Source organism: Sphingobacterium sp. GVS05A (genome assembly GCF_019969845.1).
In the GTDB taxonomy this organism is placed as follows: Bacteria; Bacteroidota; Bacteroidia; order Sphingobacteriales; family Sphingobacteriaceae; genus Sphingobacterium.
In genome coordinates this window covers 1-18,123 of sequence record NZ_JAHXYR010000006.1, presented here as the reverse complement: position 1 = coordinate 18,123, position 18,123 = coordinate 1, and the positions used below count along the sequence as shown (strand labels likewise).

Annotated in this window: 18 protein-coding genes; 10 read left to right on the top strand and 8 right to left on the bottom strand. The window is 39.3% G+C overall.

What is annotated here, in order from left to right:
* Positions 1–67 precede the first annotated feature (67 nt).
* Positions 68–2,731, bottom strand: a complete 2,664-nt coding sequence (gene mgtA, locus LC454_RS15625) for a magnesium-translocating P-type ATPase (RefSeq protein WP_223583412.1) — start codon at positions 2,729–2,731, stop codon at positions 68–70.
* Between the two features lie 107 nt (positions 2,732–2,838).
* Positions 2,839–3,543, bottom strand: a complete 705-nt coding sequence (locus tag LC454_RS15620) for an MgtC/SapB family protein (RefSeq protein ID WP_223583411.1) — start codon at positions 3,541–3,543, stop codon at positions 2,839–2,841.
* A 223-nt stretch (positions 3,544–3,766) separates the two neighbouring features.
* On the opposite strand from LC454_RS15620, the gene LC454_RS15615 reads away from it, so the two are divergent.
* Genes LC454_RS15615 through LC454_RS15605 form a run of 3 tightly spaced genes read left to right on the top strand, consistent with a single transcriptional unit; the run spans position 3,767 to position 5,903 of the window.
* Positions 3,767–4,240 (top strand): carboxymuconolactone decarboxylase family protein, encoded by a 474-nt coding sequence (locus LC454_RS15615; RefSeq protein WP_223583410.1) that lies wholly within the window; start codon positions 3,767–3,769, stop codon positions 4,238–4,240.
* 48 nt (positions 4,241–4,288) lie between these two features.
* Complete coding sequence (locus LC454_RS15610; protein WP_223583409.1) at positions 4,289–4,627, top strand: YciI family protein; 339 nt, start codon at positions 4,289–4,291, stop codon at positions 4,625–4,627.
* Positions 4,628–4,673: 46 nt separating this feature from the next.
* Positions 4,674–5,903 carry an RNA polymerase sigma factor gene (locus tag LC454_RS15605; RefSeq protein ID WP_223583408.1) on the top strand — a complete coding sequence of 410 codons (1,230 nt, stop codon included), beginning with the start codon at positions 4,674–4,676 and terminating at the stop codon, positions 5,901–5,903.
* 54 nt (positions 5,904–5,957) lie between these two features.
* Here LC454_RS15605 and LC454_RS15600 read toward each other — a convergent pair whose 3' ends face one another.
* Positions 5,958–6,443, bottom strand: a complete 486-nt coding sequence (locus tag LC454_RS15600; RefSeq protein WP_223583407.1) for an STM3941 family protein — start codon at positions 6,441–6,443, stop codon at positions 5,958–5,960.
* A 58-nt stretch (positions 6,444–6,501) separates the two neighbouring features.
* The gene (locus LC454_RS15595) at positions 6,502–7,035 is read right to left on the bottom strand and encodes a hypothetical protein (protein ID WP_223583406.1); all 534 of its coding nucleotides are present in this window, start codon (positions 7,033–7,035) and stop codon (positions 6,502–6,504) included.
* A 199-nt stretch (positions 7,036–7,234) separates the two neighbouring features.
* On the opposite strand from LC454_RS15595, the gene LC454_RS15590 reads away from it, so the two are divergent.
* The 4 genes from LC454_RS15590 to LC454_RS15575 all read left to right on the top strand — a co-directional run bounded on the left by LC454_RS15590 (position 7,235) and on the right by LC454_RS15575 (position 10,296).
* Positions 7,235–8,053 carry a hypothetical protein gene (locus LC454_RS15590; RefSeq protein ID WP_223583405.1) on the top strand — a complete coding sequence of 273 codons (819 nt, stop codon included), beginning with the start codon at positions 7,235–7,237 and terminating at the stop codon, positions 8,051–8,053.
* 19 nt (positions 8,054–8,072) lie between these two features.
* Positions 8,073–8,531 (top strand): SRPBCC family protein, encoded by a 459-nt coding sequence (locus LC454_RS15585; protein ID WP_223583404.1) that lies wholly within the window; start codon positions 8,073–8,075, stop codon positions 8,529–8,531.
* Between the two features lie 31 nt (positions 8,532–8,562).
* Complete coding sequence (locus LC454_RS15580; protein ID WP_223583403.1) at positions 8,563–9,651, top strand: DUF6688 family protein; 1,089 nt, start codon at positions 8,563–8,565, stop codon at positions 9,649–9,651.
* Between the two features lie 78 nt (positions 9,652–9,729).
* The gene (locus LC454_RS15575; RefSeq protein WP_223583402.1) at positions 9,730–10,296 is read left to right on the top strand and encodes an AAA family ATPase; all 567 of its coding nucleotides are present in this window, start codon (positions 9,730–9,732) and stop codon (positions 10,294–10,296) included.
* On the opposite strand, the gene LC454_RS15570 is transcribed toward LC454_RS15575, so the two are convergent.
* Together LC454_RS15570 and LC454_RS15565 are read right to left on the bottom strand one after the other, a co-directional pair.
* A complete protein-coding gene (locus LC454_RS15570) occupies positions 10,290–10,868 on the bottom strand; it encodes a TMEM175 family protein (RefSeq protein ID WP_223583401.1) in 579 nt (192 codons plus the stop codon). The two genes, LC454_RS15575 and LC454_RS15570, sit on opposite strands and share 7 nt — an antisense overlap.
* Before the next feature lie 2 nt (positions 10,869–10,870).
* Complete coding sequence (locus LC454_RS15565) at positions 10,871–11,581, bottom strand: hypothetical protein (protein ID WP_223583400.1); 711 nt, start codon at positions 11,579–11,581, stop codon at positions 10,871–10,873.
* 234 nt (positions 11,582–11,815) lie between these two features.
* Between LC454_RS15565 and LC454_RS15560 the strand changes: the two genes are divergently transcribed.
* The 3 genes from LC454_RS15560 to LC454_RS15550 all read left to right on the top strand — a co-directional run bounded on the left by LC454_RS15560 (position 11,816) and on the right by LC454_RS15550 (position 13,610).
* Positions 11,816–12,238: an OsmC family protein gene (locus LC454_RS15560; RefSeq protein ID WP_223583399.1), complete on the top strand. Its 423-nt coding sequence runs from the start codon at positions 11,816–11,818 to the stop codon at positions 12,236–12,238.
* Entirely contained in the window at positions 12,239–12,556 is a 318-nt protein-coding gene (locus tag LC454_RS15555) for a hypothetical protein (RefSeq protein ID WP_223583398.1), read from the top strand. It abuts the gene before it with no gap.
* Between the two features lie 175 nt (positions 12,557–12,731).
* Entirely contained in the window at positions 12,732–13,610 is an 879-nt protein-coding gene (locus LC454_RS15550; RefSeq protein WP_223583397.1) for a pirin family protein, read from the top strand.
* A 280-nt stretch (positions 13,611–13,890) separates the two neighbouring features.
* On the opposite strand, the gene LC454_RS15545 is transcribed toward LC454_RS15550, so the two are convergent.
* A complete protein-coding gene (locus tag LC454_RS15545; protein ID WP_223583396.1) occupies positions 13,891–17,757 on the bottom strand; it encodes a TIM-barrel domain-containing protein in 3,867 nt (1,288 codons plus the stop codon).
* 168 nt (positions 17,758–17,925) lie between these two features.
* A partial coding sequence (locus LC454_RS15540; protein WP_223583395.1) for a hypothetical protein occupies positions 17,926–18,123 on the bottom strand: 198 nt, incomplete at its 5' end.

Genomic DNA, 18,123 nt, shown 5'->3' with positions numbered 1-18,123 from the left:
TTGTTGTTGATTTTTAATCAAACCACCTCAAGGATTTTACAATTAAAAATTGTCCCATCATTTTTACTTAAAGCCAGGTATGAAATTTTCTGATAAACCAATTCTTAACAAACTGTGTCAACAAACAATAACTGATCAAAATAACTATCAGCCAAGGAAAATAAGACAATGGTAGCGCCTGTAATTTCAAAGCCTCAGCAAAAGGTGAAAATGGGAGCAGAATACCGATAACCATAACCAAGGTAGTCAAAGCCACAACAGGAGCTGCAGCCCAGCTCTGTATAAAAGGTATTTTGCGTGTACGGATCATATGGATGATCAAAGTCTGTGAAAGCAGTCCTTCGACAAACCATCCCGATTGAAAAAGCGTCTGATGTTCGACCGTATTTGCTTTGAAGACAAAATACATCAATGCAAAAGTCGCAAAATCAAAGATAGAACTGATCGGACCAATAAAAAGCATAAACTTTGACACGCTCCCAGCATCCCATTTTTTCGGTTCCTGAATAAATTCTTCATCCATACTGTCCCAAGGAATAGAAACCTGTGAAATATCATATAACAGATTCTGTATCAGCAGGTGAACCGGCAACATCGGCAAAAACGGCAGAAACGCACTTGCACCGAGCATACTGAACATATTTCCAAAATTACTACTGGCTGTCATCTTAATATATTTAATGATGTTACCAAAAGTACGTCGACCATAGATCACGCCTTTTCGCAGAACCATCAGATCTTTTTCCAATAGGATGATATCCGCACTTTCTTTGGTAATATCCACCGCAGTATCCACACTAATGCCCACATCAGCCTCTTTAATTGCAGCCGCATCGTTGATGCCATCCCCCATAAAACCAACGGTATGTCCCTTGGATCGCAAAGCTTTGACCACACGTACTTTTTGCAATGGACTTAATTTTGCAAAAACAGAAACGACAACGATACATTGATCCAATTCTTGATCATTGATCTGATCCAGTTCGCTTCCATTAATAATACGTTGCACAGGGATCCCCACATCATGACAGATTTTACGTGTGACGATCTCATTGTCTCCTGTCAGCACTTTTACAGCTACTCTCAATTTATGCAGGGCTTCAATCGCTGGTGATGCAGAAGGTTTGGCCGGGTCTAAAAAACCAATAAAACCAGTCAACGTTAACCTGGCTTCATCTGCGATGGCATAAGTCAATGGATGGGATCCCTCAAATTCCCGAATAGCAACCAACAATACGCGCAAACCTTCTTCATTCATCTTTTTGGATGTATTCAGCACGATTCTCCGCATGGTATCATCCATAGGTACAGTACGGTCATTTTCAATATGCAGGCTACGATCATCCCCAGGATCAAACGCATGGGTACATAATTCCAACATTTCCTCCACAGCCCCCTTACAGATCAGGAGATGTTTACCATTATGCTTTTTGAGAATGACGGACATTCTTCGCCGTTGAAAATCAAAAGGTATCTCATCCACTTTGAGGTACTGATCTTCCACTTTTAGATAATCATGCAGTTCAACATGCTCCAGTACAGCCTTATCCATCAGATTTTTCAAGCCCGTCTGATGAAAACTATTGAGATAGGCCCATTTGAGTACCTCGTCATCTTCCACACCATAGACATTGAGGTGCTTTTCCATCACGATCTTATCCAAGGTCAGTGTACCTGTTTTATCCGTACAGAGAATATCCATCGCACCGATATTCTGGATTGAATTCAGGCGTTTGACAATGACCTTACGTTTACTCATATTAACCGCTCCTTTGGCTAGATTTGCCGTCACAATCATGGGTAGCATCTCAGGTGTGAGCCCTACGGCCACAGCAATCGCAAATAACAAGGCTTCGGTCCAATTCCCTTTCATCAGGCCGTTGATCAAAAAGATCAATGGAACCATCACCAACATAAAGCGAATAAGTAGAAAACTCACCTTGTTTATCCCTTTGTCAAAACTTGTTTCAGGCCGTTCGCCTGTAATGGATTTACTGATACTCCCGAAATAAGTATAGTTGCCTGTAGTTACAATAACCGCTATAGCTGAACCACTGACAACATTGGTTCCCATAAAACAGATATTGCTAAGCTCGATGGCCTGCTTTTCTTTTGCATTCCGAATTGGCAAATAATTCTTCTCTACAGGGAGCGCCTCTCCCGTCAGCATGCTTTCACTCACAAAAAGATCCTTACTCTGTATAATCCGGCAATCGGAGGGAATCATATCGCCTGCAGAGAGATAAACAATATCGCCGGGTACGAGCTCAGCAATAGAGATCTCTCGTCGTCCTTTGAATTTTCGCAATACAGTAGCTGTGGTCTTCACCATGCCTTTGAGTTTTTCAGCGGCTGCATTGCTTCTATACTCCTGTATAAAACGTAAGAGGGCGCTGATCAATACCATAATGGAAACCACAAGAACAGTCTTATAATCCCTGTCATCCGGTGATGCAAGCCAGACATCTAGAACGAAAGACACAGCAGCAATGACAAGCAATATGTAAATAAAGGGATTAGCAAATGCCTTTATCAATTGGATATACCATTTGGGAGCCTTTTGATGTTGTATCTCATTCAGTCCAAATTTCTGGCGGCGCTCATTGGCCATATCATCTGTAATCCCCTCATCACTACTTTCCAGCATAGCACAAGCCATTTTTTCATCCTGACTCGCGACTTCATGCAATTTGGTGATCGTTCCCACGTTCATACCATTTGAACTAATCATGCTATGCAATGGGTTTCTTATTTTGTTTCTAACGCTGATCATATCCCTAGTCTTTGTTTAATTTATATGCGATACAACTTACCGCCACAAGAAGTGGCACAACAGTTTTACAGATCGGCTTCAGTGCCGATAATTTCCCAGCTTATTTTGCTTACTTTTTCTTCCATCGTCAGTCGACTGGCTATCCGTTCAATCAGACTATCCTGCTGTCCGACAGCTTTGATAACAGCTGTAATTGCGGCAGCATTCGTTTCCACAGTATCATCACTGGATAGTGATGTCAATAATACCTTCTCCTCATTGCCCAACATTTGGATTAGTAGCACACGGATATGATTTTCGATAGCGATGCCACATCGGATGGATACCAGATAGTCGGTTTGTGCCACTGCTGATTTACTAAATTTGATGAACCCCATCCGCTGGCCAATGGGCCGGAAGATCAAATGTGTCAGAATAATGGCTGCAGCGACCAACGCTGCCTGTGGGTACAAACCCAAACCCGATAATGCACCGACTGCAGCTGAGCACCAAATCGTAGCCGCAGTATTGAGACCATGCACATTCAATCCATCCTTCATAATTACTCCGGCACCGAGGAATCCAATCCCACTAACGACATAGGAAGCGATACGTCCAGTAGCATCACCACCTATTTCAATAGAAAGAAGTACAAAAGCTGCTGAACCTAGCGACACCAATGTATTGGTACGAAGTCCAGCATTCTTCTGACGCCATTGTCTTTCGGAACCAACTGCGGCCCCAAAAAATAATGCTGTCAATAATCGTAGTGCAAATTCAAAAATAACCATAGCTCATCCTCCTTTGCGTGCAAAGGTCAGCAATCGTTACTAGGATGACCGTTAGAGATCATATAGAAAATCATTAGAATTTTATTAGAAGAACAAAGAGATTAAAAACCTGTAAAACAGTAGCTTAAAAAGAAATAAAAAAATATTTCAAGCCTTATGTCCAATTTCTTTAACTTCAATCATTATTGTAGTGTAAAACAGTTACACTTAAAACAATAATAAAATGAAACAACGAATCAATTTTTTCGCAAAAGGCCAAAATGCTATGAAAGCTATGTTTGGATTGGGTGCTTATTTAGGTAAATGTACAATCGAGCAAGAGCTTTTGCATCTGATTTATTTTAGAGTATCACAGATCAACGGATGTGCTTATTGCCTAGATATGCATTCAAAAGATTTGCTTGCTGCTGGCGAAAACCCACAGCGTCTATTTTTATTGGACGCTTGGCGCGAGGCACCACTTTATAGCGCACGCGAAAGCGCCGCCTTGGAATGGGCCGAAGCGGTAACAAAAATAACCAATGGTGATGTACCTGATGAGGTTTATGCCATTGCAAACCAAGAGTTTTCTGAAGAAGAACTGATAGATTTGACTTTAGCGGTAACAACAATCAATGCATACAACCGTTTTAATATTTCTTTCCGCACTGAAGCTGGCGGGTACAAAGTCGGTCAACACAAGGTGCAGACAGCATAATAAAAAAAACGAGGTAAATAAAATTATTTAACACATTAAACTATAAGCATGAAAGATTTCATCTTATTATTTAGGCAAGCAGGCAATGAGCAGCCTCTTTTGAATGACGAAGAAATTGCCAAAATAAACAAAAAATGGTTCGATTGGATCGGCGACATTGAAGCGCAGGGAAAACTATCCGACCATGGTTCACGACTTGAAAAAGCCGGAAAGGTATTAAAACCCGGAGGCGTCATTACGGATGGTCCATTTGTGGAGATCCGGGAAAGTCTTGGCGGGTTTATTGTCATCTCAGCAGAAAATCTTGAGGAAGCGACAACATTGGCACATGGTTGTCCTATTTTAGAATCTAATGGTAGTGTTGAGATCAGGGCACTTTTAGTTTAAAAAAAATTAAAGGGCGGTTGTATAGTATACAACTGCCCAATTATGTATGATGGAATCTAACTTTCTAAAACAGCTTTTCCAACAAGAATTCACCAAGATTGTCGCTGTAATTTCAAAAGGTTTTGGTCTACAATATATTGAAACTGCGGAAGATATCGTAAGTGAAACATTTTTGCTGGCTACGGAATCGTGGCAGACAAAGGGCTTGCCTCCAAATCCAACGGCATGGCTTTATACGGTAGCCAAACAGAAAACCTTAAGCCACTTTAGACGGAATAAGATTTTCGAAGACAAAGTAATCCCTGAAATACATCAAAAGCAAATCGCAGTGGATCATACCGATGAATTTAGCTTCACGCAGGAAAACATCAAAGATAGTCAGTTGAAGATGCTGTTTGCCATCTGTACACCTGCGATTGCTAGTGAAGCCCAGATCGGACTGGCACTGCGGATTCTCTGTGGTTTTGGTATCGAAGAAATCGCCGAAGCCTTCCTCTCAAATAAGGAAACAATTAATAAGCGTTTATTCCGGGCAAAAGAAAAGCTCCGCACAGAAAAGATCCAGCTGGAGTTGCCATCCGAAAAGGAGATCGTCCACAGACTGGACAATGTGCTGCATATTATCTACCTCTTGTTCAATGAGGGGTATTATTCCAAAACCCAAAACCAGATTTTACGCAAAGATCTGTGTATAGAAGCCTTGCGTCTCGCGTTAATGCTATCCACCTACGAGAAGACGAATGTTCCAAAAACAAATGCACTCATCGCCTTAATCTGTTTTCATTCTTCACGTTTCGACGCCCGGCACAGTAACGATGGCGAATTTATCTTGTATGAGCAACAGGATGAGAAACTTTGGAATCAAGAGTTAATCAATCAAGGGGTTTATTTTTTGAATCAATCGGCCGATGGTAATCAGCTGACCTCTTATCATATTGAAGCAAAAATTGCACAATGCCATTGTACAAAAGCAGATACAGCGGAAAAATGGAGAGAAATTCTTCAGCTTTACGACCGTTTGCTACTGGTCAATTACTCACCTAGCGCAGTACTCAACAGAACATTTGCTTTATATAAGGCAAAAGGAGCAAAAACGGCATTGATTGAAGCAAAAAAACTAAATCTATCAGACAATCACTTTTATTTTGCATTCTTAGGAGAGCTCTACAGGGATATAGATAGACAGCAAGCAATCACGAACTTTCAACGTGCGCAAGCATTAGCAAAAACCTCCCTGGAACGGGAGACTATCCAACGCAAGATCGATATGCTGTAAAGTTCGCGAGCTAGTGTACAGTGTTAACGCATGTACTCTTCTAATTACTGCACTTTAGTGTATCCCCGATTCCTTTTTTGAGTGCTTCCAATAACTCATAAACAATTCGTAGAGCTCGTCAGATTCGATGGCTATTACAGAAGCTGAATACATGATATTTAATTCTTGTGTAGCTGCATGATAAGCCATTTTCCATAACATCGATGGAAGCCGGTCTTTATAATTGGAAGCATTCTTCAAAGTGACAATCACCAAAGTATCACCACCTACTTTTTGCAAGTTAATTGCTGTGACATCTTCCCAATTTCCTGCGCCAAAAGCTTTTGCCAATGGGGTTGTTTTTCCAGAGAAATAGCTTTCATTCAATACGATCTGAGCAGACTTGTCCCGAAGGTTTAATAAACTGCTCAACAACAGAATCAGCATCACCAGTAATGCACCGCCTGAAAATACGGCAGGTTTGACTTTTAATTCGCCATCAAAGAGTCCAATACAGTACAAAAAGGTCAACAAAAGAATGACGCAAATCCCGCCTGACATAGCGAGAAGCTTAACGGTTTTGCTTCTATTTCTATATAAGTTAGTTTCCTGCACCATCTTAGTTACCCCAGTTCACATTAAGGTTATGTTTTTCGGCATACGATTTTCCTAAAACATATACTTCATCAAATACTTTGTCGATCTCAGGCATAGCATCTTTTTGAATCTTTTCAAGCAATGCCTGCTTTTCCTCAGCAGATCCCTTGGTATCACAAAGTTTGGCGTAAGCAGTATACTCATTTTTATAAACCGGAAGTACCTTCTCAAATAAGGTGATAGACTTTTCTTTTAAGGCTTTTGCATCATCATCTGAAACATGAAGTTCATTGATGTCTTTCAATGCTTTCTCTACAGTTTGAATTTTAAATTCCACTGTTTTCTGAGCCTCATTCCCTTCTTTCTTACTGGAGGGGATATCTGGAAATTCGACAGTTTCCTGTTCAAGACGTTTACCAAAACGCTCGGGAGCAAAGTCAGCGACAAGGTTTGTATTTAGAACAACTTTTCCGAAAAAATTTTCCGGACTTGGGGATTGGCAAGCGGTGAAAAATAAACTTGCCGACATGAAAATAATAAATAGTAAGTGCTTCATATAAATTTTATTTTGTTCCAAAGTAGCTAATATTACTTAAACACACAAACCCTTATGTGCCCATCTCCTTCATCCGAAATAGTCAGCAAATCGTTATATTGAATGAAGCACTTCACGATCTTTTATATTTTACTTGTCCAACACGCTAATTTTTAATATTTTAGTAAATACAAAAACAACAGATTAAAAACCGCTAATTATGGGCTTTGATATTAGTTACCACCCTATTTCTGAAGAACAGATTAATACCTGGTATTTTGAAGTGATTGCAAATCCAGAAAAAATAGAGGCGCTAGCATCCGATCACCAAATTGACGACTTCTATAAAACCAAATATCAGGACACAATAAACGCAGGTCGAGAAACAGATCAAAATGATTATTTTGACAAAACACACGGTTTCTTTATTGCAGTTGTTCAAGGATTTTTTGAAACCTACTTTTATATCCGTGGCGGAGCATTATCATTCTCAGAAAACAATCAATTAGATTCCTACTATAAAAAATGGGAAGAGTTTATCCCTCTGGAATCACTCACGAAAAAAGTTGAAAACAGGCTGGTTGAAAATTATTGCTCGGGTGTATATATTTCAGCTGATCAGGTCGTACGTTTATTGGAAGACTATCACAATAAAGTAGAGATTAAATCAGAACTGGATCAATTATTTTCCGAGGGGCGCATCAGCATTTTCCTAAAAGCGTTAAATTTTGCTAAAGAGCACGGACTGGGCTTATTGGAAGCGACTGAAGTAGTAGAACCTCAGCCTTTTGATTTAAATGAATCTAAAAGTTACTCCAATCTCTTTAATTGTGATAAAGAAGGGCCATTACTCTATCAAGCCGCAGCATTTGAACAGATCAAAGACATCGAACAACGCAATGGCCTTCCTGAAAATGAGGTCCTACACAATGTTAAAGTCGAGAAAGTGCATGTAGAGCCAGAGCATACAACGACTGATACAGAGAAGACAGATGTCGTTGCCCAAAAGAAAAGTTTTTGGAAACGATTATTTGGTTAATATAAGCACAGCAGAGACAATGACCAAACTTCCTTTCATACTTTCACCTGACAATGAAATTGTCAGTTCGAGAATAGTAGATGCAGCAATAGACCTAGTCTTTGAAGCATGCGCTAATCCTTCTCATTTAGAAAATTGGTGGGGTCCAGCTGGATTTACCAATACATTCGAAGAATTTGACTTTAGGCCCGGTGGACGATGGAAGTTTATCATGCATGGTCCAGATAAAGGTAATTATCAAAATGAATGCATTTTTTCCGAAATAATTTACCCAAAATTAATTACCTGGGATAGACTGTCCAAACCACTTTTCCGAATGGAGCTATCGCTGACTGATATTGCTCCTGGTAAAACAAAATTCGGTTTTCGAATGATATTCAATACTACTGCGGAATGCAACAAAATCAAAAGCTTTGTCGTGGATAAAAATGAAGAAAACTTTGATCGCCTTGAACATGAATTAGAAACAATGATTTGATTACATTCGCCTAATAATTTTATTTGCTATCATGTACATTATATTTTTCATTGTCGTTGCTTTATTTGCCGGATTGATCTATCTACTGCGCTCAGCAATTAAAAGACAGAATAAAAAGATATCCTCTATTGAATATGCTGTTATTATTGGCTATATCCTGTCCTTAGCGATCTCTGGAATTGGTCTATTAACCCATTCCAGTCAATATCATGAGGCTGTTGATCCTGTTGACGGTGCTTGTTACTTACCTTTTGGCGGAAAACACGCCTTATCATTGTTTATCTATTTTGTTGCTTTCAATGCCGCTGTGATGGCTATTTGGATAAAAGGCCGGAAAATACCACCTATTCCCCTTGTCCTCGCCCTCATTATTTTGATGATCGGATCAATAATCAGTATCTTTGTATTGACTCAGGTAAGTTATCACGATACATCTACCCTAAGTATCTATGTTGGTAATGATGGAACATTTTACTTTATTTTCACCCCTCTTTTCTGTTTCTGTTTTGGAATAGGCTTTATCTGGAAGATCATCCGCGAGGAGAGAGAAACATCCTTGCACAGAACTTATCGCAATCCCATACTGAACAAGATCAATATATTACTTTCATCCAAACTAGATTATCCACTATGGGCGCTTATCCTACTCGTTCCTGTCTTTCTCATGTTGACCGCAATTCTTATTCTATTTGGTCAAGATAGCGATTCAATGGCCAAGGTATTCACGGAGACCACGACCTGGGCTTTCTCTCAAAAAATGCACCCTCCTATTTTAGATCACCGTGGGCATTACCTTTGTACAGTGGCTGCCAAAGGGGATCCAACAGTTGTAAAGCCACTACGCTTAGGTAAGCGACATGGAAATACGATCATTGTTAACCGTCAATTATTGGTAGCCAATGCTTTTGAAGAAATTTTAAGTGATCTATCTCCAGTCCTTCATCGTTATGTACGTTCTTTTTACGACAGATACGGATATAATATCTCCACCAGAATCAACTCGGTCAAGGCATCAAATCTGACCTACATGATGATGAAACCACTGGAGTATATATTTCTTTTCTTTTTATATACGTTATATATAGAACCAGAGAAGAAAATCGCCAAACAATACGCTTAATCATTTTCAATTATCACACAATAATATCCTTCAATAGACAATTTTAAGTTGTATTGGAGGGGTATGACATTTTTTTATATGGATCAGACAAATTATTTTATTGTCCTCACCGGGGGACCCGGTGTAGGCAAAACCACGCTAATTAACAAAATACAAAAACAGGGATATAGAACTGTACCGGAAGATGCACGTAGAATCATTAAAGAACAATTGGATAGCAATGGTGATGGTTTACCCTGGAAAAACAGACAATACTATGCGACATTGATGTTGGCTGCATCCACGAATAGTTTTCTTCATGAAATAAAAAAAAGCGCTACAGATCCAGGCTATGTCTTTTTTGACCGTGGTATTCCTGATACACTGGCCTATATCGAAATGGAAAATCTAATTATCGAAGAATCCCTGCTTGCCGAAGCCAAAGCACACCGCTATTATAAAAAGATATTTATCCTCCCCCCTTGGCAGGAAATTTATGAAACCGATAATGAGCGAAAACAAACATGGGAAGAGGCCGAAGCCACATTCAATCAGATGAAAAATGTATATGAGCAGCTTGGATATGAGGTTGTAGAAATACCTAAAACAACGGTTGAACAACGTTATCAATTTATACTCGACGCGCTCAGATCAACAGATCATTGATCTTTCATTAACGTTTCAATGCGACGATCTGGAATTAGCCACATAATGGCCACCGTACCGTACATCATTAGACTGATGTAGGGATTTATAAAAGATATACCGATCCCAAGAAAATACAGTGCTGTAGAAATATTTTCTTTGGTTTTGGATTTAACCGCCCGCTTTAATGCGGACTCCTCCCCTTCGATCTGGATAACAAAATACTCAACAATATTATAGGATATAGAGCACATAATCAAAACAACGCCATACGCAATAATGGGATCACGTTCAAAATGGGATTCACCGATCCAATTGGTTGTCACTGGCATCAAAGAGAGCCAGAATAAGAGGTGTAAATTACCCCACAGTACTTTACCATTGACTTTCCTAACAATCTGGAATAAATGGTGGTGATTATTCCAGTATAATCCTACATAAATAAAACTGACAATATAGGATATGATTTTGGGATATAGTGGTTTTAGACTAGCAAAAGTATAGCCTTCTGGAACTTTTAATTCAAGTACCATGATAGTAATAATAATGGCCAATACACCATCACTGAACGCTTCTAGCCGACTTTTAGTCATTTCTATAAACTGGGTGTTAAAAATTGATATTGCAATCCCAGGCGAAATACATTCAATCGCGCTGGACCTGGGTTAGCACCATCTACCCCATCGAGATAATCCTTTAAACCCCACGAATAGCCAGCAAAAATCGTATAACGATCATAATTCACATTAAACTGTAGTCGCGGACGGATATCCACATCAATTGCTTTTCCTCTATCATGTGTAAAACTTGTTTTATTGCCATTCTTGTCTTCAATACTTCCATTTTCTTTGATGCTCAAGGTCTTCGCTACATCGACACCGAATTGCATATCCATTGTCATCGGTTCAAAATAAACGCGATAACCAACAAAGGGATTAAAATTCAAAAACTGTTGATTGAGTTTGGTCAGTCCGCGACTACCATTGGCGAATTCGCTGCCTTCGAGGTCAACCTTGGTCTGTAGACGTTCAAAAGCTCCCTCTACCCCTAAAAGAAAATTATTCGCAAAGACATACCGGTAATTCACTGCACCCCCCAAATTAATCCCATACTTCTTACCGTAAGGACTATTGGTATAATACTCCTGTTGACTCGAACCATTGAGGTTACTCTTGGCAGTGCTTCCAGATCCCGTAAAATTGGAAACCCCCGAAGTGATACCAACACGAAGCTCGTGGGACTGTGAAAAAGCTGCAAATGGAACCGTACTAGCTATACATGCAATAAATAAAAATCTCTTCATCATAAAAAAAGTAAAAACAAACTAAAATTAAGAAAATTTATGCGATTGAACTTACATTAGCATTTAATTTTTCGAAGAGATATTTTTCATTCCATCGCATAACAGATAGCTATGGGTATAAGCAGGTAAATAAAAAGCTATTTTTTTTGATCTTTTCCATATTTATTGAACTACATCAATGGAATTGAATCAATTCGTCTTTAATTTTGTTTTACAAGAAGCAAAAGAGAAAATCGTATGAAATATATTCTAGAGAATCCCGTCAGCGGTCATATCGGCCAACAAAAATATAAAACGACCATCTTATGGCGAAATGGTGAACTTATTACGGACGAACCTGAGAAACTTGGTGGAAAAGATCTCGGTCCTGATCCGTATACCCTATTGATCTCTTCCCTCGTTTCCTGCACATTGGCAACCTTACGTATGTATATTGACAAAAAGGAACTTAACATCGATGAGATTCAGGTATCAGCAAATATGTATCTACGAATTGAAAAAGAACAAGTGGTTACTCATTTTGACCGAGAAATTTCATTCGGGCAGGCTGTTGAAGAAGACACTTTATTGCGTCTTCGGCAAATTGCCGACGAATGTCCGATTTCTAAGATACTAAAGGGCAACGCCATCGTCAATACAACTATGAAAACCAACCCTTAGATGAAAAATTTGGTCATTATCGTATTTGGAAAAAACGAAGAAATTCTCCAAACGTTAAAGCGGATTATTGAAAGCAATCAGGGATGGCAGGCCATCATTCAACAGGATCTTGCCACCTGCAAGGATTATGTCTCAGAATATCCTGGTGATATCCTGTTGTTGAGCTCTGGTCTATCGACTCAGGAAGAGGCTGAAATCACAGATTATTTAGCGCATTTAAACCATTCTATAGGTTTAATAAAACATTATGGCGGTGGAAGCGGGCTTTTGAAAAATGAAATTTATAGCTTATTCCCTGATTTGATTCCCGATAAATAAGCGAGAGACGTTCAAGATATATCCTAAAATTTCTCAAAGACAAATAATCTCCATTATCAGGCATATTTGCCAATTTTCCGAAAGCTACAAATTTCGATTACAAGGCTTTTATTAAACTAGTTCAATGAAAATTAATCCTTGGTAGATTAATTTTGAATACATCAATACGAAGATCATGAATAGACAAAATTTCATCAAAAAGGGGCTCTTAGGTTCCGGCATATTCGCTGCAAGCGCTGCTTCAGCACATATTATGAAGAATGATATAGACGAAATAGAACCTTTGGAAGCACTAGATGCCAATGCCGTCCATTACGATTCAGATCAATTGGAAAACCATAGTGTACTCCATAAAGCAACGAGCCGAGGTCATGCAAATCATGGTTGGTTACAGAGTAATCATACCTTTAGCTTTGCCAATTACCATAATCCCGAACGCATGCATTTTGGTGTGCTCCGTGTGTTGAATGATGATATCGTTGCCGCAGGCAGAGGGTTCGGATTACATCCGCACGATAATATGGAAATTATCAGTATTCCTTTAGAAGGGGACCTGGAGCATGAAGATAGTATGGGGAATCAAGCCATTATTCGAAAAGGAGATATCCAAGTCATGAGCGCAGGAACAGGCATCATGCATAGTGAATACAATAAAAATAATGATCAGGCTGTTAAATTTTTACAGATCTGGGTCTATCCGAATCAACGCAATGTAGCACCTCGGTACGACCAGATTACCTTGGATAGATCGCAAAGACACAATAAGTTGCAACAGATCCTTTCACCAGATCCGTCCGACGAAGGCGTATGGATACATCAGGATGCCTGGTTTCATATGGGACATTTTGACAATAGTATCAGCACAAATTATAAAATTAAACAAGCTGGAAATGGTGTCTATATTTTCGTGATAAGCGGAAGCATCAATGTTGAAGGACAAGAATTGGAAACAAGAGATGGTTTTGGAATCTGGGATGTTTCGGAAATTAAACTTACCGCGACCTCAGCAGATACCGAAATCCTTTTAATGGATCTCAACATGATATTAAATTAACAAAATATAATCTTGAAGCTACTATTTCCATTGATGATCAAGACATCGAATAGCTTCATAGCTTCCATTGTCGAACAAGTTTAGGATAATGACCAGCAAAATTACGGTCTCACTGTTCGAATGATTTTACAAAAAACGAGGGTATCCAAAACAACTATTGGATACCCTCGTTTTTGTTTAATCCTATTTGTATCCCCTATCATCTCTGTTCAAAGATTCAATGTTCAGGGCTTTGCTTTTACTTTTTAAAAGCTTATTTGTTCATTGTATAAAATCTATTTTAAAAGCTTATCGAATTGAGTTTTTTATCGACTAAAATACCATCTATAGCTTTTAAATTGAAATTAACGTTACGTTTGGCTTTCAGCTTAATCTTAAACAGAATTTCAGAACCATTCAGTGTCTCCCTATTGCCCAAATTCACAAAAGTAGGATACAATGCTTTACTACCGTTTGTATGCAGACGGTCATTGGTATAATTACTCATCTCTTTCAACTGTAATGGATCTATTTCCACAAACTCAAAATCTCCTTGATTATAAGGCAATGCAAAACTAAGTGCGTTGACCGCTTTAAGGTTTTCACCACTGACCGCTATTTCAACGATATCACCAGACTTCAAGGTAGTCTTGGAGGCTGTCAATTTCAGCTTACCAGCAACTTTCTCCTCTTTGGTTGGTTTCGCTCCACCTTCGATCATAACAGCAACATTTGAGATATCATAGGCATCAATCAGATTATTTTTATTGACGTCACCATTACTCACATAACCTTCAAAATCTCCATCACCCATTCTTAATCCAGTATAATTGATATAAGAAGTCAAATCATTTTGGTCGATCAGACGGTCATTATTGATATCTCCCGGTAGATAGCTAGTAGATCCTGGCACCTTAAAGACATAGAGTTCCCGGCCTGAACCAAAACCTCCGACAGCTTCTGTAACCGAAATCTTAATGAAACGAGCGACAGGATGTTGGCTAAAATTAAATTGCTTCATTTCACCATCACGCTTCCAATCAAAGTTTCCAGCCTCAGTCCAGGTGTCTTTATCATTGCTATAAAATACTTTACCTTTTAAAATGATTCCGTTGCCACCATCCGTGCGAGGAAGATACTCAAACTTATCCAATTTATTGACCGATTTCAGATCCAGTGTCATGTCAAACGGAACAGCATTTTGTCCCCATTTGGTATGCCACATATCCCCTTCATCATAGTTGAACAACTTATTGATGCCATTGCCACCTTGATTGTCTGCAGAAGTTTCTGCTTTAATACCCTCGATCGCAAATTCTAACGGATTAGCTGTTGTTTTTGCTGTGAATGTACTCCAATCGGAAGCACCAGTTTTATTGACGGCCCGAATTTTAAAGGCATAATCCGTCTCAGCGTCTAAACCTTCAAAGAGCAATTGATTGTCTTTAATGGTTGAGTAGATCAGGTCATTGAAAGCAATCTCATAATAGTCCGCATTAGCAACCTTCTCCCAAGTTGGTGTTATAGTATAAGCTTGTGTATTACTATCCGTTACTTTGGCTGTCGGAGCGGTCAGTACAGCTGTCTGCGATAAATGCTTATCAGCTGGTGCAAATTGGAAACCATCAACTTGTATTTCAATCGCAGTCGATGACACATCCTGTTTACCAATACGCACCAATACCATCGGATTTTTAATCAAGGCAACTTTCTCAAATTCTGATCCCTTTGTCGCAAATTGATTCAGATTAGGCTGTGCATCATAGAAATAGGCATTTTCTAATCCATTAAACTCAGCTAGTGAATGAGCCTCTTGAAGTTTTACTCCTTTTTTGTTCACTTTAGCTGTTACCTTCTTTGGTGCCGCAGTTACATTGAAACGCACCTCAGTCGATTTCGCCTTTTCGAAGCCTTCAAATTCACCTTGTGATGGCGCTATTGTGAACAACACTTTGTTATCTTTCTGTAGAGAAGAAATCTTTGTATTCACTCCTTTTCCGTAACGATATGCCTCAGTTTTCCCATCATCATCATATTCCATGAAATCGGAATTCCCTGATGGATAAACTTCGTAAATACGTTGATCCTTTTTGATTTCCTGTACATTATTATTAGGATTAGTAACTGGGATGATAGCACCATTTTTAACAAACACAGGGAGCTTCCAGATTGGCACATCAAAATTATTGATAATACGCCCGCCTTTATACTTCTCACCTGTAAAATAATCGATCCACTCTCCATCTGGCAAGTAAATACCATTGCGAATATCATTGCCTTTCTCATCTACACGTGTTTCCTGATAGATCGGTGCAACCAAAAAATTCGGTCCATACAGATATTGGTACTGCGTTGCTTTACCAAGCGTATACTGATTTGCCTGTTCCAAAAACATCGCACGGATGATTGGCAAACCATCGACAGCCTGTTTGGCAATACTATAGCTATAAGGAACCAATTGTGATTTCAACTTGAGGTAGAGGCGGTTAATGGAAGTCGCGGGCTCACCCAGAGCATGTGGGTACTTTTCGTTGGATCCCCAACCGTCCATATTCAGTTCCATTGGTGTCCATGTTTTCCATTGAAAGTCTCTAATGTTGACTTTGAAATTTTTACCTCCGAAAATACCATCCATGTCGGAAGTGATATTTGGCTGTCCGGACAGTCCAGAACCGATATAGGTTGGAATATGGAATCGAATATATTCCCATACACCACCTGTCTGATCCCCTGACCAAATGCCGGCATAACGTTGAGTCCCAGCCCAACCGTCTAATGAAATAATAAATGGTCGTGCATCGTTACCATAATACGGCATCGTATGACCTACATCAGCAACACCATTTAGGCCAAAGGAATAACCCGGGCCTACCCAAGCAACATCTGTCTTCAAAATCCGTACACCGGCATCGCGTACTTCCTTAACGATATCTCTTTGCAATAATGCACTGATGCTGTCTTTGGGATGTAAATCAGACTGTGTCCACAAACCGATTTCCACGCCATTTTTACGTGCGTAATTACCAAATTCTTTTAGATTATTAATATTACCATCCAATGTTTCAGTTTGACCATATCCAGCACCATAACCATCATTGGGTAGAATCCAGCCCAAAGGCATATCATGCGCTTTATAACGGTCTATCACTGCACGAGCTGAAAACTGGTAGTTACCTTTTTCACCATTTAATGATTCTTTTGTACCACCATTATCTTTTTGGCTTTCTTTATAACGTTTACCATCTTCAAATAGAATCCCTTTTTCATCCTCTTTCCAAAAATCCCGATTATATGCATTTAGGTGACCTTCATATAAGCCAAATTTTGGAAGAAGAATAGGATTACCCGTTAACTGGTAGAAATCATTCAATAGCGGTACAGTACCATCATTAATCATAAAAAAGACATCGAGGTAATCTGTATCATGAGCGAGTTTAACTGTTCCTTTTGGTTTTGTACCAAATGCGTAATTCCCCTTTTTAAAGGTATGCCACATAAACCCATAGCCATTGGTTGACCAAAAATAAGGTGTGGGTGATGCTACACCGCCATCCGTCCAGCTATTTTGGTTTTCTATTGCGATCGCCTTACCTTTATGGGAGAACCGTCCATTCTGTACACCTCCGCCAAAGAAGTACTCATCCTTATTTTCCTTTAATTCTAAGCTCACTTGCTTAGATTCGAAAGCGATAGGTTTTAAACTCTCTACGACGACTTTGTTCGTATTACGATTTAAGATACTAAACTGTGATGTCTGCTTATCTATGGAAAATATGATGTCTTTGGTCGTTATTATCGCCTTACTACCATCATCCTTTACTTCCAAGTTATCCACTGCTTTCCGTGGCTGTTCGACAAGGATCTTTGCGTCAGGTTTTGCTTCCGGATCGCGAATAATCCCACCGTGTATATCTTGGAACATCCTGAAAATATGATTTCCATAGAAATCCAATGTCAGTCTTTGGTTGTTGTCATATACAATCTCTACTGTTGTTGGGTTAATTTTCTGCACAGCAATAATTTTGCTAACAGTAGAGCGCTGTTCTATCTGATAATAAGCGACTGTGCTAGCCATGGCACTGACTCTATTCGTTTGAAAAATAAACGGAGAAGCCAATCCAACCAACAAACTAACTTGCGCTTTTGTACTCCAAAAAGATATCTTCATGTATATAATTTATAATATTGAATAGCACAATTGCTTTTCCATCTTTGGGATAGGCAGCAAGATGCTGTTAAATTAACATAACAATAATACAATAGTAAATCCAAGTAAAAAAGAGCTTCAGGAATGCAAACGATTGTCCAATAATAATGTTGCAGGAGTAAAGTGATTTTAGCCAGACTTGTCCTCCAAGCCGGACCTGGTGTCTCTGTGGAAAAGGAAAATAGCAAAAGTATGTAAACGCAAGAAGCCCTTGACTGTTTCCAGCAAGGGCTTCTGTGTAAAAAAAGGCACCGACCTACTCTCCCACCTGTTACGGCAATACCATCGGCTCTGGCGGGCTTGACTGCTCTGTTCGGAATGGGAAGA